The organism is Dryocola mayonis, from assembly GCF_051307045.1.
Taxonomy (GTDB): domain Bacteria; phylum Pseudomonadota; class Gammaproteobacteria; order Enterobacterales; family Enterobacteriaceae; genus Dryocola.
In genome coordinates, this window is the sequence record NZ_CP150452.1 from 4,102,757 (window position 1) to 4,121,849 (window position 19,093).

General features: G+C 55.3%; 14 protein-coding genes and 1 pseudogene. 6 read left to right on the forward strand and 9 right to left on the reverse strand.

The window, feature by feature from the left end:
* Positions 1 to 108 precede the first annotated feature (108 nt).
* A complete protein-coding gene (gene sthA, locus WLO32_RS19830) occupies positions 109 to 1,509 on the forward strand; it encodes a Si-specific NAD(P)(+) transhydrogenase (protein WP_435946652.1) in 1,401 nt (466 codons plus the stop codon).
* Here sthA and oxyR read toward each other — a convergent pair.
* The 5 genes and pseudogenes from oxyR to argC all read right to left on the reverse strand — a co-directional run bounded on the left by oxyR (position 1,492) and on the right by argC (position 7,186).
* The gene (gene oxyR, locus WLO32_RS19835; protein ID WP_121266150.1) at positions 1,492 to 2,409 is read right to left on the reverse strand and encodes a DNA-binding transcriptional regulator OxyR; all 918 of its coding nucleotides are present in this window, start codon (positions 2,407 to 2,409) and stop codon (positions 1,492 to 1,494) included. The genes sthA and oxyR overlap by 18 nt on opposite strands.
* A gap of 273 nt (positions 2,410 to 2,682) precedes the next feature.
* Positions 2,683 to 4,056 (reverse strand): argininosuccinate lyase, encoded by a 1,374-nt coding sequence (gene argH / locus WLO32_RS19840; RefSeq protein ID WP_435946653.1) that lies wholly within the window; start codon positions 4,054 to 4,056, stop codon positions 2,683 to 2,685.
* 71 nt (positions 4,057 to 4,127) lie between these two features.
* Entirely contained in the window at positions 4,128 to 5,345 is a 1,218-nt protein-coding gene (locus WLO32_RS19845; protein ID WP_435946654.1) for an argininosuccinate synthase, read from the reverse strand.
* A 41-nt stretch (positions 5,346 to 5,386) separates the two neighbouring features.
* Positions 5,387 to 6,163 (reverse strand): acetylglutamate kinase, encoded by a 777-nt coding sequence (gene argB / locus WLO32_RS19850; protein WP_435946655.1) that lies wholly within the window; start codon positions 6,161 to 6,163, stop codon positions 5,387 to 5,389.
* 16 nt (positions 6,164 to 6,179) lie between these two features.
* A pseudogene (argC, locus tag WLO32_RS19855) lies at positions 6,180 to 7,186 on the reverse strand (N-acetyl-gamma-glutamyl-phosphate reductase).
* A gap of 184 nt (positions 7,187 to 7,370) precedes the next feature.
* On the opposite strand from argC, the gene argE reads away from it, so the two are divergent.
* The 4 genes from argE to WLO32_RS19875 all read left to right on the forward strand — a co-directional run bounded on the left by argE (position 7,371) and on the right by WLO32_RS19875 (position 13,172).
* Positions 7,371 to 8,522, forward strand: a complete 1,152-nt coding sequence (gene argE, locus WLO32_RS19860) for an acetylornithine deacetylase (RefSeq protein ID WP_435946656.1) — start codon at positions 7,371 to 7,373, stop codon at positions 8,520 to 8,522.
* A 236-nt stretch (positions 8,523 to 8,758) separates the two neighbouring features.
* Entirely contained in the window at positions 8,759 to 11,410 is a 2,652-nt protein-coding gene (ppc, locus tag WLO32_RS19865; RefSeq protein WP_435946657.1) for a phosphoenolpyruvate carboxylase, read from the forward strand.
* Positions 11,411 to 11,623: 213 nt separating this feature from the next.
* Positions 11,624 to 12,781, forward strand: a complete 1,158-nt coding sequence (locus tag WLO32_RS19870; RefSeq protein WP_435946658.1) for a methyl-accepting chemotaxis protein — start codon at positions 11,624 to 11,626, stop codon at positions 12,779 to 12,781.
* A 13-nt stretch (positions 12,782 to 12,794) separates the two neighbouring features.
* The gene (locus tag WLO32_RS19875; RefSeq protein WP_435946659.1) at positions 12,795 to 13,172 is read left to right on the forward strand and encodes a methyl-accepting chemotaxis protein; all 378 of its coding nucleotides are present in this window, start codon (positions 12,795 to 12,797) and stop codon (positions 13,170 to 13,172) included.
* A 176-nt stretch (positions 13,173 to 13,348) separates the two neighbouring features.
* On the opposite strand, the gene metF is transcribed toward WLO32_RS19875, so the two are convergent.
* The 3 genes from metF to metB form a co-directional block, all read right to left on the reverse strand.
* Complete coding sequence (metF, locus tag WLO32_RS19880; RefSeq protein WP_435946660.1) at positions 13,349 to 14,239, reverse strand: methylenetetrahydrofolate reductase; 891 nt, start codon at positions 14,237 to 14,239, stop codon at positions 13,349 to 13,351.
* A gap of 230 nt (positions 14,240 to 14,469) precedes the next feature.
* Positions 14,470 to 16,902, reverse strand: a complete 2,433-nt coding sequence (locus WLO32_RS19885) for a bifunctional aspartate kinase/homoserine dehydrogenase II (RefSeq protein WP_435946661.1) — start codon at positions 16,900 to 16,902, stop codon at positions 14,470 to 14,472.
* 2 nt (positions 16,903 to 16,904) lie between these two features.
* Entirely contained in the window at positions 16,905 to 18,065 is a 1,161-nt protein-coding gene (gene metB / locus WLO32_RS19890; RefSeq protein ID WP_435946662.1) for a cystathionine gamma-synthase, read from the reverse strand.
* Positions 18,066 to 18,328: 263 nt separating this feature from the next.
* Between metB and metJ the strand changes: the two genes are divergently transcribed.
* Positions 18,329 to 18,646, forward strand: a complete 318-nt coding sequence (gene metJ, locus WLO32_RS19895; RefSeq protein ID WP_031523354.1) for a met regulon transcriptional regulator MetJ — start codon at positions 18,329 to 18,331, stop codon at positions 18,644 to 18,646.
* A 121-nt stretch (positions 18,647 to 18,767) separates the two neighbouring features.
* Here the strand turns inward: metJ and rpmE are convergent, their stop codons facing one another.
* Positions 18,768 to 18,980, reverse strand: coding sequence for a 50S ribosomal protein L31 (rpmE, locus tag WLO32_RS19900; RefSeq protein WP_121266173.1), 213 nt, complete (start codon positions 18,978 to 18,980; stop codon positions 18,768 to 18,770).
* Positions 18,981 to 19,093 lie beyond the last annotated feature (113 nt).

The window sequence follows — 19,093 nt, forward strand, 5'->3', positions numbered from 1 at the left end:
GGGAGCCCACTCGCGTTAAAAAGTAAAAAGCACAGGGATAATTGGGTTATACCGCCGATGATGTTACCATCATGTTGCTATTATGTATAAGAACAGGTAAGCCTTACCATGCCACACACCTACGATTATGATGCAGTAGTAATTGGTTCCGGCCCGGGCGGCGAAGGCGCTGCAATGGGGCTGGTGAAACTTGGCGCAAGGGTAGCGGTGATTGAGCGCTACCATAACGTCGGCGGCGGTTGCACCCACTGGGGCACCATCCCTTCAAAAGCCCTCCGCCACGCCGTTAGCCGTATTATAGAATTCAATCAGAACCCGTTATACAGCGACCATACCCACCTTCTGCGTTCTTCCTTTGCCGATATCCTTAACCACGCCGACAGCGTGATTAACCAGCAAACCCGCATGCGCCAAAGCTTCTATGAGCGTAACCGCTGCGAGATGCTGCAGGGCGACGCAAGGTTTGTCGATGAACACACCATCGCGCTGGAATGCCATGACGGTTCGGTGGAAATGATTACCGCCGGGAAGTTCGTCATTGCCTGCGGTTCGCGCCCATACCGTCCACCAGAAGTCGACTTTACGCATCCGCGCGTTTACGACAGCGATTCCATTCTCAATCTGCACCACGAACCACGCCATGTCATTATTTACGGCGCAGGCGTTATCGGTTGTGAATACGCGTCAATTTTCCGCGGCATGAACGTCAAAGTAGATTTGATCAACACGCGCGACCGCCTGCTGGCGTTCCTCGATCAGGAAATGTCAGATTCGCTCTCCTACCACTTCTGGAACAGCGGCGTCGTTATCCGCCACAACGAAGAGTTTGAGAGTATTGAAGGCGTGGAAGATGGGGTTATCGTCTCGCTGAAATCCGGCAAGAAGGTGAAGGCCGATTGCCTGCTGTACGCCAACGGCCGCACCGGCAATACCGACTCCCTGTCGCTGGAAAACGTCGGGCTGGAAGCCGATAGCCGCGGCCTGCTGAAGGTCAACAGCATGTACCAGACGGCGCAGCCGCATATCTATGCGGTCGGGGATGTAATAGGTTATCCAAGCCTTGCGTCTGCGGCCTACGATCAGGGCCGTATCGCAGCGCAGGCGCTGGTGAAAGGCGAAGCCAACGCGCACCTGATTGAAGATATTCCCACCGGCATTTATACCATTCCAGAAATCAGCTCCGTTGGGAAAACCGAGCAGCAGCTAACCTCCATGAAGGTGCCTTACGAAGTGGGTCGCGCTCAGTTTAAGCATCTGGCCCGCGCGCAAATCGTCGGCATGAACGTGGGCACGCTAAAAATTCTCTTCCATCGCGAGACGAAAGAGATTTTAGGCATCCACTGCTTTGGGGAACGCGCGGCGGAAATTATTCACATCGGCCAGGCGATAATGGAGCAGAAAGGCGGTGGTAACACCATTGAGTACTTCGTTAACACCACCTTCAACTACCCAACGATGGCGGAAGCCTATCGGGTAGCGGCGTTAAACGGCTTAAACCGCCTGTTTTAACACGGAGTCAAAATGGCCGTCCATCTGCGTACGGACGGCTTCCGCAAGCTGCTCATAGCGGCTGCGCAGCGGTGAACCAGGGCGATAGACCAGGCCAACCGTACGGCGCGGCTCTGGTTTATAACAGGGCAGATAAACCACACCGTCCCGCTCACGTTCGTTTGGCACGGCCAGCGCCGGCAACAGCGTAATTCCGCTGCCCGCCGCCACCATGTTACGCAGCGTTTCTAAGCTGGTTGCGCGGAAATGCGTGTCTTCATCCGCGCCGGCTTCAAAACAAAAGCCCAGCGCCTGATCGCGTAAACAGTGCCCGTCTTCCAGCATTAACAGCTTCTCGCCGGCAAGATCGGAAAGCGGCACCCGGTCGCGATTCGCCCACGGATGATCCTGATAGACCGCCAGCACCATCGGCTCGTCAAACAGCGGCACCTCAATAAAGGCCTCGCTCTCTTTCACCAGCGCAAGGATGGCGCAGTCAAGCTTGCCGCTATCAAGCTGCGCTAACAGCTGATGGGTCTGCGCTTCGTGCAGATACATTTCCAGTTTGGGGAAGGTTTTGTGCAGCATCGGGATAATCTGCGGCAGCAGGTAAGGCCCAACGGTTGGAATAAGCCCGATATGCAGCGGCCCGGACATCGCCTCGCCCTGCTGGCTGGCCATCTCTTTGAGCACCTTCACTTCGCGCAGGACGGTACGGGCCTGATCGACCAGCAGCAAACCGGCCTGGGTGAATAAAACTTTGCGGCTGGTACGCTCCAGCAGCATGACGCCCAGCTCATCTTCCAGCTTACGGATTTGGCCGCTCAGGGTTGGCTGGCTAACATGACAGGCATCCGCTGCCCGACGAAAATGACGATGTTCAGCTAACGCCACAAGGTATTCAAGATCACGAATATTCATTATCCATCCTCCAGCGCCATGATAGCCCATGGCGATAGATAGCATAGCAATGAACGATTATCCCTATCAAGAAGGAATATGAATAATAAGCGGCAACAGCACGAATCCTCCAACGTTTGACCCCTCAACGGAGGGTTCCGCTGCAGAGAAACTCTCTGTTCTCTGATGCCAACTATGAAAAGCCAACGTGAACTTTTAGCGGACTTGATGTCCGCTTTTTTTTGCGCTGAATTCGGAAAAGAGCCTTCACGGTCGTGAAGGCGTTCTGAAAGGTTAAACCAGACGCTGCTTCGCTTCCGCAATGGCCAAGCTCACCTGCTCAGGCGAGACACCGCCTTTGGCGGCGCGTTTATCCAGGCAGGATTGCAAAGACAAAATGGCATACACATCATCAGCAATCACCGCGCTAAATTTCTGCAAATCCGCAAGCGACAGGGCTTCTAATGCTTTGCCCTGGCGAATCGCTTCCACTACGGCTTCACCAACGATATGGTGCGCTTCACGGAAAGGAACGCCTTTGGCGACCAGATAATCTGCAAGCTCGGTGGCGTTGGCATAGCCTTGCTCGGCCGCTTCTTTGCAGCGCGGCCGTTTCACCTGAATGCCGTCGAGCACCAGCAAGGACATATGCAGACAGTCAAGCCAGGTATCGAGCGCGTCGAATAAACCCTCTTTGTCTTCCTGCATATCTTTGTTGTAGGCCAGCGGCAGCCCTTTTAGCGTCATCATCATGCCGGTCAGCGCGCCCTGGACGCGGCCACACTTGCCGCGGATCAGTTCCAGCGCATCCGGATTTTTCTTCTGCGGCATCAGCGAAGAGCCGGAAGTTACGCGATCCGAAAGCTCAACAAAGCCAGCCTCGCCGGTATTGAAGAAGATCAGATCTTCTGCGAAACGAGACAGGTGGACCATGCCGATAGAAGCGTCCGCCAGAAGCTCAAGCACGTGGTCGCGATCGGAAACGCTGTCCAGGCTGTTGCGGGTAGCACAGGAAAAACCTAGCCAGCCGGCCAGCTGCTCACGGTCGATTTCATACGCGGTGCCGGCCAGCGCGCCGCAGCCAAGCGGGCTGACGTCAAGACGCTCCAGCGTGCTTTGCAGACGGCTTTCATCGCGCGCCAGCATTTCTACATAGGCCAGGCACCAGTGGGCAAAAGTCACAGGCTGGGCACGCTGCAGATGGGTATAGCCGGGCATGACCGCGTCCTGGTTATTTTCAGCGGTTTCTACCAGCGCCTGCTGCAGCTGACGAGTCGCCGCCAGCAGCTCGCTGATTTGCGTTTTGCACCATAACTTCAGGTCGGTTGCCACCTGATCGTTACGGCTGCGGCCGGTGTGGAGTTTTTTACCCAACGCGCCGACTTTGTCGATGAGCCTGCCTTCCACCCAGCTGTGAATATCTTCCGCGTCGCTCGCAAGAATGGCCTGCGGGTTCGCCTGCACCTCTTCAAGCAGCACGTTAAGCGCCTGTTCGAGCTCAACCTGTTCCGCCTGCGTCAGAACGCCGACGGTAACCAGCGCTTTGGACCAGGCGACGGAACCCACGATATCCTGCTCGGCCAGCCGGTAGTCAAAGCGCAATGAATCATTGAACTGTTTGAACCGCTGGTCCGCTGCCTGAGTAAAACGTCCACCCCAAAGTGCCATAGTCGTGCTCCATTAATTTCGTTGTGACTTTTACCGGCGGGTAAGCTCACGCCACCCGCCCTTTACGATTTTTACTTCTTCAGCTCGTTCAAAGCACGGATACGCGAAGACAGCGAGAACAGACGGATAAAGCCGCCCGCGTGGCTGTGGTCGTACACTTCATCTTCGCCAAAGGTCGCGAACTCTTCGCTATACAGGCTGTTCGGAGATTTCTTCTGAATCGCCGTGACCTGTCCTTTATACAGCTGCAGCACAACTTCGCCGTTCACCTCTTCCGCCAAAGATTCCGCGGAAGCCTGCAGGGATTTACGCAGCGGCGCGAACCAGCGGCCATCGTAAACCACATAGGACATTTCCAGGCCCAGCTGCTCGCGCCATTTGAAGCTATCGCGATCCAGCACCAGCTGCTCAACGCCGCGCAGCGCAGCCATCATGATGGTGCCTCCCGGGGTTTCGTAGCAGCCGCGGGATTTGATGCCCACCAGGCGGTTCTCAACGATATCAATACGGCCGATACCGTGCTTAGACCCAATCGCGTTCAGGGTTTCCAGGCACTTAAACGGGCTCATCGCCTCGCCGTTGACGGCGACAACCTTGCCCTGCTTAACGGTGACGGTAACCTGCTCTGCCCGATCCGGCGCTTCCTGCGGATCGACGGTCCAGACCCAGCAATCTTTATTCGGCGCGTTCCACGGGCTTTCCAGCACGCCGCCTTCGGTGGAAATGTGCCAGGCGTTTTCGTCACGGCTGTAGATTTTTTCCAGCGACGCGGTCGTCGGAATATCGCGCTCTTTCAGGTAGTCGAGCAGGGCTTCACGGGAACGCAGGTTCCACTCACGCCACGGCGCAACCACTTTCAGATGCGGCGCCAGCGCAGCCCAGGCGGACTCGAAACGCACCTGGTCGTTGCCTTTGCCGGTTGCGCCGTGGCACAGCGCGTCCGCGCCGACTTTATTCGCCACGTCCACCAGCGCTTTTGCAATCAACGGACGAGCCATTGAGGTGCCCAGCAGATAGCTGCCTTCATACAGCGCGCCAGTCTGCAGAACCGGATAAACGTAGTCGCTGATAAACTCTTCACGCGCATCCACTACATAGCATTCAGTCGCGCCGGAGCGCAGGGCTTTTTGCTCAACGCCTTTCAGATCGTCACGATCCTGGCCAATATCCACCACGCAGGCGACCACTTCGCAGCCGCCGTAGTTTTCTTTCAGCCATGGAATGATGGCTGAAGTATCAAGGCCGCCGGAGTAGGCGAGAACGATTTTTTTGATGCCGTGATTTTCCATTGTCTTTTTCCTTCAAATACTTTTTCTAAACCAGGCCAGAACTAAGCCAGAATCCGGGTGCCGATTGCCACGCCGTTAAATAAAGAGGGGAGCTGATCCGCATGACGCCAGGAGGCGATATCCACCGGACGCCCCAGCGTGCGGGCCGCATCCAGCGCCGCGTTTACTTTCACAATCATTCCGTCGGTAATAATGCCCTGCTCAATGAGCTGTTCGGCTTTAGCGGCAGTCATCTCAGCGATACGCTGCCCTTTACCGTCCAGAATGCCGCTTACGTCTGAGAGCAGAATCAAATCCGCTCCCAGGGTCGCCGCCAGGGCGGTTGCCGCCTGGTCAGCATTCACATTCATTAACTCGCCTTCCGCCGTCACGCCAATGGAGCTGACGATCGGCAGAAAGCCTGAATCCAGAAGGGCAGTCATCAGCCGCGCTGAACCAGGCAATGCCCGACCAACATGGCCTAGCTCTTCGTCCAGTTGAGTGACGCTCACGCTGTCGCCGTCGCCCAGGCACAGGCCGACGCCGTTGATGCCGTGCTTTTTCGCCCATGCCAGCAGCGTTTTGTTCGCCGTGCCCGCTAACGCGCCGGTAATAATGTCTATCTGATCGGCAGGCGTAACGCGCAGGCCATTTTTCTTTTTCACCGGCAGGGAGAGTTTTTTCATTAACTCGTCCACCAGGCAGCCGCCGCCGTGCACAATCACCAGCGGGCGTTGATGGGACTGGCGATAGTTCGCAAGCGTAGTAAACAGGCGCTCCAGCGCCTCTTCGCTATCAAGCAGTACGCCACCTAATTTGATAATTAACGGATTCATCATTTCACCCGGCTGTCGGTTAAATAAGAGACTGCGTTTCGGCGAAGCCAAAACGAATGTTCAGACACTGCACGGCCTGAGCCGACGCGCCTTTGAGAAGATTGTCTTCGGTGGCGACGACGATCAGATGCTGGTCCTGCACCGCAAAGCCGATATCGCAAAACGGCAGGCCAACCACGTTTTTCAGCGCCGGCACGCCTTTGTCGTACAGGCGAACCATAGGCTTGTCCTGATAGGCCCCTGATTAAAGGCATCGGCAACCTGCTGCTGCGTAACGCCCTCTTGCAGGCGGCAGGTAATAGTCGCCAGGATCCCGCGCGGGAAGCTGCCTAAATGAGGAGTAAAAACAACCTGCGTGCCGAGGTGCGTCGCGATTTCCGGCTGGTGGCGATGGTTAAAGATGCCGTACGGCTGCAGGCTCACTTCGCAGAAGCTGTTGGAAATAGCCGCTTTGCGCCCTGCTCCGCTGACGCCGCTGGTGGCGTTAATCACCGGCCACTGCTGCAAATCCAGCAGGCCCGCGTCAATCAGCGGCTTAAGAGCCAGCTGGGAGACTGTCGGATAACAGCCCGGCACGGAAATCAGGTTGGTGTCTTTTAGCCTGTCGCTCTGCCACTCCGCAAGGCCGTAAACCGCTTGCTCGAGCAGTTCAGGATACTGGTGGGTAAAGCCATAATAACGTTGATAAAAATCAGCGTCGTTAACGCGAAACGCGCCGGATAAATCAATCACCACGCAGCCGGCGGCCAAAAATTGCGGCGCCAGATCGTGACTCACTTCATGGGCCGTCGCCAGGAACACAACGTCGACGCCATCGGTAAATTCGCTGATGTCAGACATTGGCCGTAACGGCATGTCGACAATGCCTTTTAGCTGCGGATGCAAATCGGATATCAATTTTCCTGCATCTGAGCTTTGCGCTGAAACCGTCAATGCGGTTATGTTCATATGAGGATGGCGATTCAAATAGGTTACAAGCTCTGCGCCTGCATAACCGCTGGCACCAACAATCAGCGTATTCAACATCTGGGCTGTTCACCTTCTTACGTCGTGTCTGCTCAGGGAAAGCCTTGAGGCTATCACCCACGTCTGCGAGCGTGGTTTTATTCACCGGAACGCTTAAGTGTTCCTTTACGCTCAACGTTATTGTATTTTTATTCATAATTACTGCATGAATATTGATACTATCCTAACCTAAGGCCTGTCAACAGTGAAGATGAAATTACCTCCTTTTATCGAGATTTACCGCGCGTTGATCGCGACGCCTTCCATCAGCGCCACCGACAGCGCGCTGGATCAGAGCAATGAGTCTTTAATCAATTTGCTGGCGGGATGGTTCCGCGACCTGGGTTTTAACGTCGAAGTGCAGCCCGTGCCGGGCACCCGCAGTAAATTCAATATGCTGGCCAGTACCGGTTCTGGCGCGGGCGGACTGCTGCTGGCGGGCCACACCGATACCGTGCCTTTTGACGACGGACGCTGGACGCGCGATCCCTTCACCCTGACAGAACACGAAAACAAACTCTATGGTCTTGGCACCGCAGACATGAAAGGCTTCTTTGCCTTTATTCTCGACGCGCTGCGCGACGTTGACGTCACGACGTTGAAAAAGCCTCTTTATATTCTGGCGACCGCCGATGAAGAAACCACCATGGCCGGGGCGCGTTATTTCTCTGAAACCACGACTCTGCGCCCGGACTGCGCGATCATCGGCGAGCCGACGTCGTTGCAACCTGTTCGCGCCCATAAAGGCCATATTTCTAACGCCATCCGCATCCTCGGCCAGTCCGGCCACTCAAGCGATCCGGCGCGGGGCGTAAACGCTATCGAACTGATGCACGATGCTATCGGCCACATTATGTCTTTGAAAAATACTTTAAAAGACCGCTATCACCACGATGCCTTTACCGTGCCTTATCCGACGCTGAACCTGGGCCATATCAACGGCGGCGACGCGGCAAACCGCATCTGCGCCTGCTGCGAGCTGCATATGGATATCCGCCCGCTGCCTGGCCTGACATTAAACGATCTGAACGGTTTACTTAACGAGGCGCTGGAGCCGGTTAGCCAGCGCTGGCCGGGGCGTCTGACGATTTCCGAGCTCCATCCGCCGATTCCGGGCTACGAGTGCGCCGCAGATCATCAGCTGGTGCAGGTGGTTGAAAAACTGCTGGGCGCGCAAACCGAAGTGGTGAACTACTGTACCGAAGCGCCGTTTATCCAGACCGTTTGCCCAACGCTGGTTCTGGGGCCGGGTTCCATTAACCAGGCGCACCAGCCGGATGAATATATCGAAACGCGTTTCATCGAGCCGACGCGTAAACTCATTACGCAGGTTATCAATCATTTTTGCTGGCATTGAAAAATAGCGGAGAAAGGGGTTTTTGCCCCTTTTTTCGCTGGTTTTTTCTGGATTCTTATAAGAAATGCTTATGTGCAAACTTGGTAATTAAATTTCATGAATTTGCGGCATTTACTCGTTTGCTGAAACGATTTCGTAGCAATTGACGAACGCTTTGAGACGTGGCTTTATAAAAGACGGTGTTGAGCCTTCACGGGTGAAATTAAGTTACAAATTAGATGGGTGTCTGGGGTCATATGAACGAACAGTATTCCGCTTTGCGAAGTAATGTCAGTATGCTCGGCAAGTTGCTCGGGGATACCATTAAGGATGCGTTAGGTGAAAACATCCTTGACCGGGTAGAAACAATCCGCAAGTTATCAAAGTCTTCACGGGCGGGCAATGAAGCAAACCGTCAGGAGTTGCTAACCACGTTGCAGAACCTGTCTAACGACGAACTACTCCCGGTAGCCCGTGCGTTCAGCCAGTTCCTCAATCTGGCCAACACCGCCGAACAGTATCACAGCATTTCCGCCAACGGCGAGGCCGCCAGCAATCCCGAAGTTATCGCTAAAACCCTCCAAAAATTAAAAGATCAGCCGGATATTAGCGAAAACGCCATTCGTGATGCTGTGGAATCCCTCTCCCTGGAACTCGTGCTGACCGCGCACCCAACTGAGATCACCCGTCGCACCCTGATCCACAAGCTGGTGGAAGTAAACAGCTGCCTGAAGCAGCTCGACCACAGCGATATCGCCGATTACGAACGCAACCAGATCATGCGCCGTCTGCGCCAGCTGGTGGCGCAGGCGTGGCATACCGACGAAATCCGTAAGCACCGCCCTTCCCCGGTCGACGAGGCCAAATGGGGCTTTGCGGTTGTCGAAAACAGCCTGTGGGAAGGCGTACCAAACTATCTGCGCGAGCTAAACGAACAGCTTGAAGCAAACCTGAATTACAAGCTGCCGGTGGACTTCGTGCCGGTGCGCTTCACCTCCTGGATGGGCGGCGACCGGGACGGCAACCCGAACGTAACGGCCGATATTACGCGCCACGTCCTGCTGCTTAGCCGCTGGAAAGCCACCGATCTGTTCCTGCGCGATATTCAGGTGCTGATTTCCGAACTGTCCATGGTGGAGTGCACGCCGGAGCTGAGCGAACTGGCAGGCCCGGATGCCGCACAGGAACCCTACCGCTGCATTATGAAAGGTCTGCGCCAGCAGCTGCTGGCCACGCAGGCCTGGCTGGAGGCGCGTCTGAAAGGCCAGCGCCTGCCGAAACCAGAAGGCCTGCTGACGCAAAACGAACAGCTCTGGGAGCCGCTGTACGCCTGTTACGAATCGCTGCAGGCCTGTGGCATGGGCATCATCGCCAACGGTCAGCTGCTCGATACCCTGCGCCGTGTGAAAAGCTTTGGCGTGCCGCTGGTGCGCATTGATGTTCGCCAGGAAAGCACCCGCCATACCGAAGCGCTGGGCGAGATGACACGCTATCTCGGCATTGGCGACTATGAAAGCTGGTCCGAGGCTGACAAACAGGCCTTCCTGATCCGCGAACTGAACTCCAAGCGCCCGCTGCTGCCCCGCCAGTGGGAGCCGAGCGAAGAAACCCGCGAAGTGCTGGAAACCTGTAAAGTGGTTGCCGAAGCGCCGCGCGGATCTATCGCCGCCTATGTTATCTCAATGGCGAAAACGCCGTCCGACGTGCTGGCGGTCCATCTTCTGTTAAAAGAAGCCGGCTGCACCTTCGCGCTGCCGGTCGCCCCGCTGTTTGAAACGCTTGATGACCTGAACAACGCCGACGACGTGATGACCCAGTTGCTGAACATCGACTGGTATCGCGGCTTTATCCAGGGCAAACAGATGGTCATGATCGGCTATTCCGACTCGGCGAAAGACGCGGGCGTTATGGCCGCTTCCTGGGCGCAGTATCAGGCACAGGACGCGCTGATTAAAACCTGTGAAAAAGCCGGCATCACCCTGACGCTGTTCCACGGACGCGGCGGCTCCATCGGTCGTGGCGGCGCGCCTGCCCATGCGGCGCTGCTGTCTCAACCGCCGGGAAGCCTGAAAGGCGGCCTGCGCGTAACCGAACAGGGCGAAATGATTCGCTTCAAATATGGCCTGCCGGAAATCACCATCAGCAGCCTTTCGCTCTACACCAGCGCGATCCTTGAAGCTAACCTGCTGCCGCCGCCGGAGCCGAAAAAAGAGTGGAAGCATATTATGGAGGAGCTGTCTGCCACCTCCTGCGATATGTATCGCGGCTATATTCGCGAGAACAAAGACTTCGTTCCCTACTTCCGTTCAGCAACGCCTGAGCTTGAGCTGGGCAAATTGCCGCTGGGTTCGCGTCCGGCCAAACGTCGTCCGAACGGCGGCGTCGAGTCGCTGCGCGCCATTCCGTGGATCTTCGCCTGGACGCAGAACCGACTGATGCTGCCTGCCTGGCTGGGCGCCGGCGCCGCGCTGCAAAAGGTAGTGGAAAACGGCAAGCAGGGCGAGCTGGAAACCATGTGTCGCGACTGGCCGTTCTTCTCCACCCGTCTTGGCATGCTCGAGATGGTATTTGCGAAAGCCGACCTGTGGCTGGCGGAATACTACGATCAGCGCCTGGTGAAACCAGAGCTGTGGAAGCTCGGCACGCAGCTGCGCGACCAGCTGGAAGCGGACATCAAAGTGGTGCTGGCTATCGCCAACGATTCGCACCTGATGGAAGACCTGCCGTGGATAGCCGAGTCCATCACCCTGCGGAACATCTACACCGACCCGCTGAACGTGCTGCAGGCTGAATTACTGCACCGTTCACGCCAGTCGGAAGAGAAAGGTGAAGAGCCGGACGCCCGCGTTGAACAGGCGCTGATGGTGACCATCGCCGGCGTTGCGGCCGGCATGCGTAACACCGGTTAAGCTGAACAAACTCTCCACAACCCCGCACAGGCGGGGTTTTTTTGTTCATACCTGATTCCATTTTTACATAGCCCCGGCCGGTGCTGGCGGAATAATTTATAAATAAAGCTTATCTGTGATAGACGTCAAACCCCGGCGATAAAAAATTTAGTTTTCTTTCTGCAGGCCGATTTATTTCAAATACAGAGATAGAAATGAAATACTGGGGTCTGTATGTTTATCCTTTCGAAATTAACATTTAGAAAAAAGATTTGGATTCCTCTGGTTGTTACCACCGTACTTATGATAATGCTGAGCGTTTATTTTAATCACCAACAATATAACGTTCTTATTTCGGAGCGCCAGTCACAATTACAATCGACTATACAGCTGGCCACAGGCATCGTGAAGCAATACGGTTCCCTGGCAGACCAAGGCGTATTGTCCGTTGAAGAGGCACAATCGCGGGCGCTTAATACCATAAAAAATTTACGCTATCAGGGCGGTGGCTACATATTTATTTTCGATCGCCAGGGAAAATATTTGATGCATCCGATACTCAACGATCTGCTGGGGAAAGATGTCAGAGACTATTCAACAAAAGATATTGTTGATATTGCTTTTCAGCAAGGCGGTGGTTTCGTCTCCTATAAATGGCTAAATAAAAAGCTGGGCATGGTGGATAAAATCGCCTACAGCGATAATTATAAAGAGTGGGGCTGGGGGCTTTCTACCGGTGTAGAAATACATGATATTGACGCACTATTTATGCAGGGGTTTATCCAGGCGGGTATTTTTATCGCGATTAGCATTGCGATTATTTTCAGCATTACTTTTATTATTAATCTGGCTCTTATTCGCCAGTTAGGATGTAATCCGGAAGAGCTTGTAAGGATTATGACCGGCGTTGCCAGGGGCAATCTGGCTCAGGAAATCCCAATCAAGAAAAAGGATACGAGCAGCCTGTTATATACGGTCCGCAATATGCAAAGCGCGCTCACTTCAATTATCCAGGATATACGAAAAAATACGGATAATGTCGTAAAAATTTGCAACAGCATTATCGACAGTAACGAACAGTTAGGCCAACGCACAGAATCACAGGCCAGCGCGATACAGCAGGTTTCGGCAACGCTTGAAGAGCTCACCACCACGGTATCGCAAAATACCGCTAATGCGAAAATGGCCTCCGATGTGGCCCATAGCACTTCAAACTATGCTGAAGAAGGAGGCGACTTAGTCGGGAAAATAACCACGTCTATGGATGCCATTAATCAACGCTCAGATAAAATTTCACAGATCACAGGCTTGATTGACAGCATTGCGTTTCAAACCAATATTCTGGCGCTTAACGCTTCCGTAGAGGCCCGCGCGCGCAAACGAGCACGGTAAAGGCTTTGCCGTCGTGGCTCAGGAGGTTCGCGCGCTGGCGCAGCGCTGCACCTCGGCGGCAAAAGACATCGGTCTGCAGATAACGGCTAACGAGACCGGTACGAAAGAAGCCTCGCGGTTGGTTTCACAGGCCGGCGCCGCCATGCTAAATATTATTAGCTCAACGTCCAATGTCTCTACCTCGCTGGGAGATATTTCGTTATCAAGCTCGGAACAGGCTCTGGGCATATCGCAGATTAGCGAGGCGATTATTCAGCTTGATAAAACGGCGCATGAAAACTCCTCGCTGGTCCATGACACGATAAAAACTATCCATATTATGTCCGATGAAGCCCGTCAGCTGGTTGCCGCGGTTTCACACTTTAAGACCCTGCAGGAAGCAAACGGTTAGCGCATCGCGACTTTTTCACTGCTGTAAACAGCGTCGGGAAGTGATGAAGACCCTCTCCGACACAGCAGCTACAGAAAAAGGATCGCAAATTAAAAAGCCAGGCTCAGGTTTTCTACCGGAGTCTGGCCTCTGTCACTGCTTATATGAACCACGCAGGCGGGGTTCAGTGCCGCTTCTTACAACCCTGGGCGCACGCCTAAAGTGTGGCAAATCGCGTAGCTCATCTCGGCGCGGTTAAGCGTATAGAAGTGGAAATCCTTCACCCCTTCACGGCTGAGGATTTTCACCATGTCCATCGCAATGTTTGCCCCGACCATTTTGCGGGTTTCCGCATCGTTATCCAGCCCTTCAAACATTTGCGCCATCCAGTGCGGCACGCGCACGTTGGTCATGGTGGCGAAGTTGTGCGCCTGCTTGTAGTTACTGACCGGCAGGATACCCGGCACGATTTCCACATCAATACCCGTTGCCACGCAGCGGTCGCGGAAGCGCAGATAGCTTTCCACATCAAAGAAGAACTGCGTGATAGCCCGGTTAGCGCCCGCATCGATTTTGCGCTTCAGGTTGATAAGATCGGCCTGCGCGCTTTTCGCTTCCGGGTGCACTTCCGGATAGGCAGCAACCGAAATGTCAAAATCCCCGACTTCCTTAAGCAAGGTAACCAGATCGGATGCATACATGTCCGGCTTGCCGCCGCCCGGCGGCAAATCGCCGCGCAGGGCAACGATATGACGGATGCCGTTGTTCCAGTAGTCCTGGGCGATGGTGCGCAGCTCGTCGCGGGTGGCGTCGATACAGGTCAGATGCGGCGCCGCTTCCAGCCCGGTACGGTCTTTGATCCCTTTAATAATGCTATGGGTGCGATCGCGCTCGCCGGAGTTTGCGCCGTAGGTTACGGAGACGAACTTAGGTTTCAGGCTGCTGAGCCTGTCGATTGAGCTCCACAGGGTCTGTTCCATTTCACTGGTGCGCGGCGGGAAAAACTCAAAGGAAACGTTAATTTGCCCGGCGACTTCGGCCAGACTCTGATTCAGTGCTTCCCGCTGGTTGGCGTGAAAAAAACTCATACCCTTACCTCATCAATCGCATTTGTAATAATGTGTTGTTGTGTTTGACTGCTGTCCAGACGTTTAGACGTCCAGATAGCAAGATGAAGGAAAAGAGCCAGGCCGTCAACTGAAAAATCACCACCAGAACTGAGGAATTCTCACTGAAGATGAATTTTCTTCATGGTGCAAAGGGCGACAGTAAAAAGGCCAGCATAAGCTGGCCTTCTGCGGGATCGGTTGCGGATAATTTACAGCAGCTGCGCCAGGCGATTAATATCGGACTGAATAGCCCCGGCGGTGACGTCACGGCCGGCGCCCGGCCCGCGGATCACCAGCGGATTATCGCGATACCAGCGGCTTTCGATGGCAAAAACGTTATCGCACGGCAGCAGCGCCGCCAGCGGGTGCTCAGGGCGAACCGCCTCCACGCCGACGCGCGCCTTGCCGTTCGCATCAAAACGGGCCACGTAACGCAGGAGCAGCCCCATTTCCTGCGCGGCTTCAAAGCGCTGCGCCATCTGTTCGTTCAGCGCCTCGCCGTTCTCGAAGAAATGATCCACCGAGCCCTCCTCGCAGCCGTTCGGCACCAGGGACTCCACGCGGACCTGATCGGGCTCGATGTCATAACCCGCTTCACGGGCGAGGATCACCAGCTTGCGCATAACGTCTTTCCCGGAGAGATCGACGCGAGGATCGGGTTCCGTAAGCCCCTGCTGCCACGCCTGATCCACCAGATCGGTAAAGGGAACCGTGCCGTCGAACTGCAGGAATAACCAGGAGAGCGTACCGGAGAAAATGCCGCTAATCGCCAGAATCGCATCGCCGCTTTCGCGCAGGTCGCGCACCGTGTGGTTGACCGGCAGGCCGGCGCCTACGGTGGCGTTGTAGAGCCAGTGGCGGCCCGTTTTTTCAAAGGCGTCGCGGATTTGACGATATTTCTGACCGTTGCCGGCGCCCGCCAGCTTATTGGCGCTGATGACGTGAAAGCCGTGGCTTGCGAAGTCGAGATACTGGTCGGCAAGCTGCTCGCTTGCGGTAACGTCCAGCACCACTAAATCGTCGTAAGGATGGGCACGCATCCACAGGAACAGGGATTCTTCGTCCTGCTCTACCGCCTCATCGTTGAAAAACGCCAGCGAGCGGCTGGCGTCGAGCCCCTCATAGTTCAGCAGGCTGCGGCGGCTGTCCACTACCCCGGCGAGGATAAATTCAAAACCGGTACGGGCGGAGATGGTTTCCTGCTCGCGGGCAAACAGCTCCAGCCAGCGAGAACCGATATTCCCTTTGCCGAACAGCATAAGCCCAATACGTTTTTCAGCGCGGAACAGTGATTTATGCAGCCCCTGAATCAGATTTTCAGTCGGGCCGCCGCGCAGGACGGCAACCATGCTGATGCCATCTTCGGACTGCCAGATAAATTCAACCGGGTGGTCTTTCAGCTGCTGCCAGAAACGGTGGCTGTGCAAAGGATTACGGCAAACGCCAGCGCCTACCATCGCCACCAGCGCTAAGCCTTCACGCAGGCGTAATTCGCCCGGCAGGCCAGCATCCTGCAAGATTTGCAGAGCGCTGTTCACCACTTCGGAGGTGTAGCAAAGCTGCAGCAGGCTGCGATCGGGATGCACGCCGATGGACAAAGGACGAACCTGCGCGCGTTTAAGCAGCGTATCAAGCTCTTTCTGCGCCAGTTTGAAATCCTGCTGCGGGGCCACCTGGAACTCAATCAGGCAGACGTCATCGTGGCTGGTGACGATGCGCGCGCCGGTGCCGGACGCCAGAACGCGTTCAATGCGGGTTGAACCCTGCTCCGGAGAGTAGCTGCAGCGCAGTTGCAAATCGATATCGCTGCCGGAGACCGGCTGCAGCGTACGCGCGTGCAGCACAGGCGCAGCAAGGCGCGCCAGCTCGCTGGCTTCGTCCAGACGCAGCAGAGGCAGCAAACAGGCATCTTTTACTTTACGCGGGTCGGCGCTGTACACCCCGGCCACGTCGCTCCAGATGGTGACGCGGGAAACGCCCGCCAGCGCGCCGATTTGCGTTGCAGAATAGTCAGAGCCGTTACGCCCCAGCAGCACGGTTTCGCCGGCGTCATTACGGCAGATAAAGCCGGTCACCACGAGGCGTTTATGCGGATGCTGCGCCATAAGCTCTTGCAGCAGCGGCCAGGAAAGGCCTTCGTTAACCTGGGGCTGAGCCGCCCGCTCGGCGCGCATAAAATCACGCGCATCAAGCCAGGCCGCTTCAATGCCCTGCTGATTCAGCACCGCAGACATCAGACGTGCAGACCATATTTCCCCGTGGCCGACAACTTCGGCATAGACCGCGTCGGTGATTTTGCCATCCAGCAGGCCGGCCAGGCGTTCCAGATCGTGAATAAATTCTCCGATCAGGCCATCCGCAACTTCAGGCGCGACCAGGCCGCTGATTAACTCGCTTTGATAGCGACGCAGCGCCTGCTGAACCTGATGCGCGGATAAACGATCGCTCTGGCTCAGCTGCAGCCAGCTAATCAGCTGGTTAGTGGTGCTGCCGGCGGCGGAGACCACCATCAGGTCGCCCGGCCTGGAATACTCGGTCATGATACCCGCTACGCGCAGGTAACATTTCACATCTGCAAGACTACTACCGCCAAACTTATGCAGTTGACGAACCGGCGTCCCTGCTGGTGCTGAAACACTCATGCTTACCCCTCTCTTGCCACCCGGAAGGCATTTTCCAGGTCAGCAATTAAATCTTCACCATCTTCTATACCGGTAGACACACGCAGCAACGTTTCGGAAATGCCAGCCGCAGCTCGCGCCTCCGGCGCCATACCCGCGTGAGTCATGGTTGCCGCGTGAGAAATCAGGCTTTCCACTCCACCCAGCGATTCCGCCAGCGTGAAGAGCGACAGCCCGCTCAGGAAACGACGCAGCGTCTGCTCGTCTCCGTCCAGCTCAAAACTTAACATCGCGCCAAAACCTTTTTGCTGACGGGCCGCAATCTCGTGCCCCTGGTTTTCTGGCAGCGATGGATGATACAGCTTTTTCACCAGCGGTTGTGTCTTCAGGAAATCAACTATTAGCTGCGCGTTCCGCTGAGCCACTTCCATACGCGGCGACAGCGTACGCAGACCGCGCAGCAGCAGGTAGCTGTCAAACGCGCTGCCGGTCACGCCGATATTATTCGCCCACCAGGCAAGCTCGGTGACAGTATCGGCATCTTTAGCGATCACTACACCTGCAACCACGTCCGAATGACCATTTAAATATTTGGTGCAGGAGTGCAGAACCAGATCGGCCCCCAGCGCCAGCGGATTTTGCAGCGCCGGGCTCAGGAAGGTGTTATCCACCACGCTGATTGCTCCGGCCTCACGCGCCGCGGCGCATATTTTCGCAATATCTACCACGCGCAACAATGGATTACTTGGACTTTCTACCAGCACCAGCTTCGGTTTTTCGGCCAGGGCCGCATTTAAAGCGGTTTCATCGCCCTGATCGACAAATAAAACGCGGTACGCGCCGCGTTTTGCCAGGCTATCAAACAGGCGATAGCTGCCGCCATAGCAGTCGTGTGGGGCAACAAGCAGATCGCCAGGCTTCAGGAATACCGTGGTCACCAGGTGAATGGCCGACATGCCGGTATTGGTCATCACCGCGCCCGCGCCGCCTTCCAGCTCCGCCAGCGCGCGCTGTACAACGTCGCGCGTAGGGTTGCCGCGACGCGAGTAGTCATGCGCGCGCGGCTCATTGAAGCCGGTGAAGTTATAAGTGCTGGAAAGATGAATGGGGGGAACAACACAGCCGTATTGTTCGTCATCGTTCAAACCGCTGCGTACTGCGATGGTTGCCTGTTTGCGCGTCATTGTTTCCCTGATCCTTGCTGGTCGAATAAAGGTCAGGCATCAGAGTAAACATTGCAAAGATGGACGTCAATACATCTGGACATCTAAACTTCTTTGCGTATAGATTGAGCAAACGCGAAATAGCCGTTAAAATTATATGCTTTAGCGCGATAGCGTCGCAGACTGCGCAGGTGTCTGGGCTGTACACTAAGACAGATAATCGCTGAAATCGTGCCTCGCCCGGTTTAAGCATGTTTAATTGATAAGAGGATTAAAGGTATCTCATGGCTGAATGGAGCGGCGAATATATCAGCCCTTACGCTGAGCACGGGAAGAAGAGTGAACAAGTAAAGAAAATTACGGTTTCCATTCCTCTGAAGGTGTTAAAAATCCTCACCGATGAGCGCACCCGTCGCCAGGTGAACAACCTGCGCCACGCAACAAACAGTGAGCTGCTGTGCGAAGCTTTTCTGCACGCGTTTACTGGCCAGCCTCTGCCGAACGATGCGGATCTGCGCAAAGAGCGTAGTGATGAAATTCCGGAAGAAGCGAAGGTAATTATGCGCGAGCTGGGGATAGACCCGGATACGTGGGAATACTGATTCTACCCGTTACCCTTCAGGCTGCAGAAACGTTGGCTGCGGCCTGACGTTAACGGTTATAAAAGTAACGGACACAAAAAAGGCGCCTCGCGGCGCCTTTCTCTTTTCCGGGCTTGCTAACTTATTTAGCGCCTGGGATGCTGAAACGCTTGTTGAAGCGGTCAACACGGCCACCGGTAGCAACGTCACGCTGTTTACCAGTGTAGAACGGGTGGCATTCGCCGCAAACGTCCAGGTTCAGATCGTGACCCGCAGTAGAGCGGATTTTGATAGAATTACCGCAAGAACAGTTTGCAGTAATTACGTCATATTTAGGGTGGATATCTTTTTTCATGGAAAACCTCAGGTCTAAGGCCGCGTCGCTCTTCCAGCCCTAACGCCAGACACCACGCGATGTTAATAAAGTAGGTTTATTCGAAGCCGAAACTGCGCATCAAAGGCGGCGAA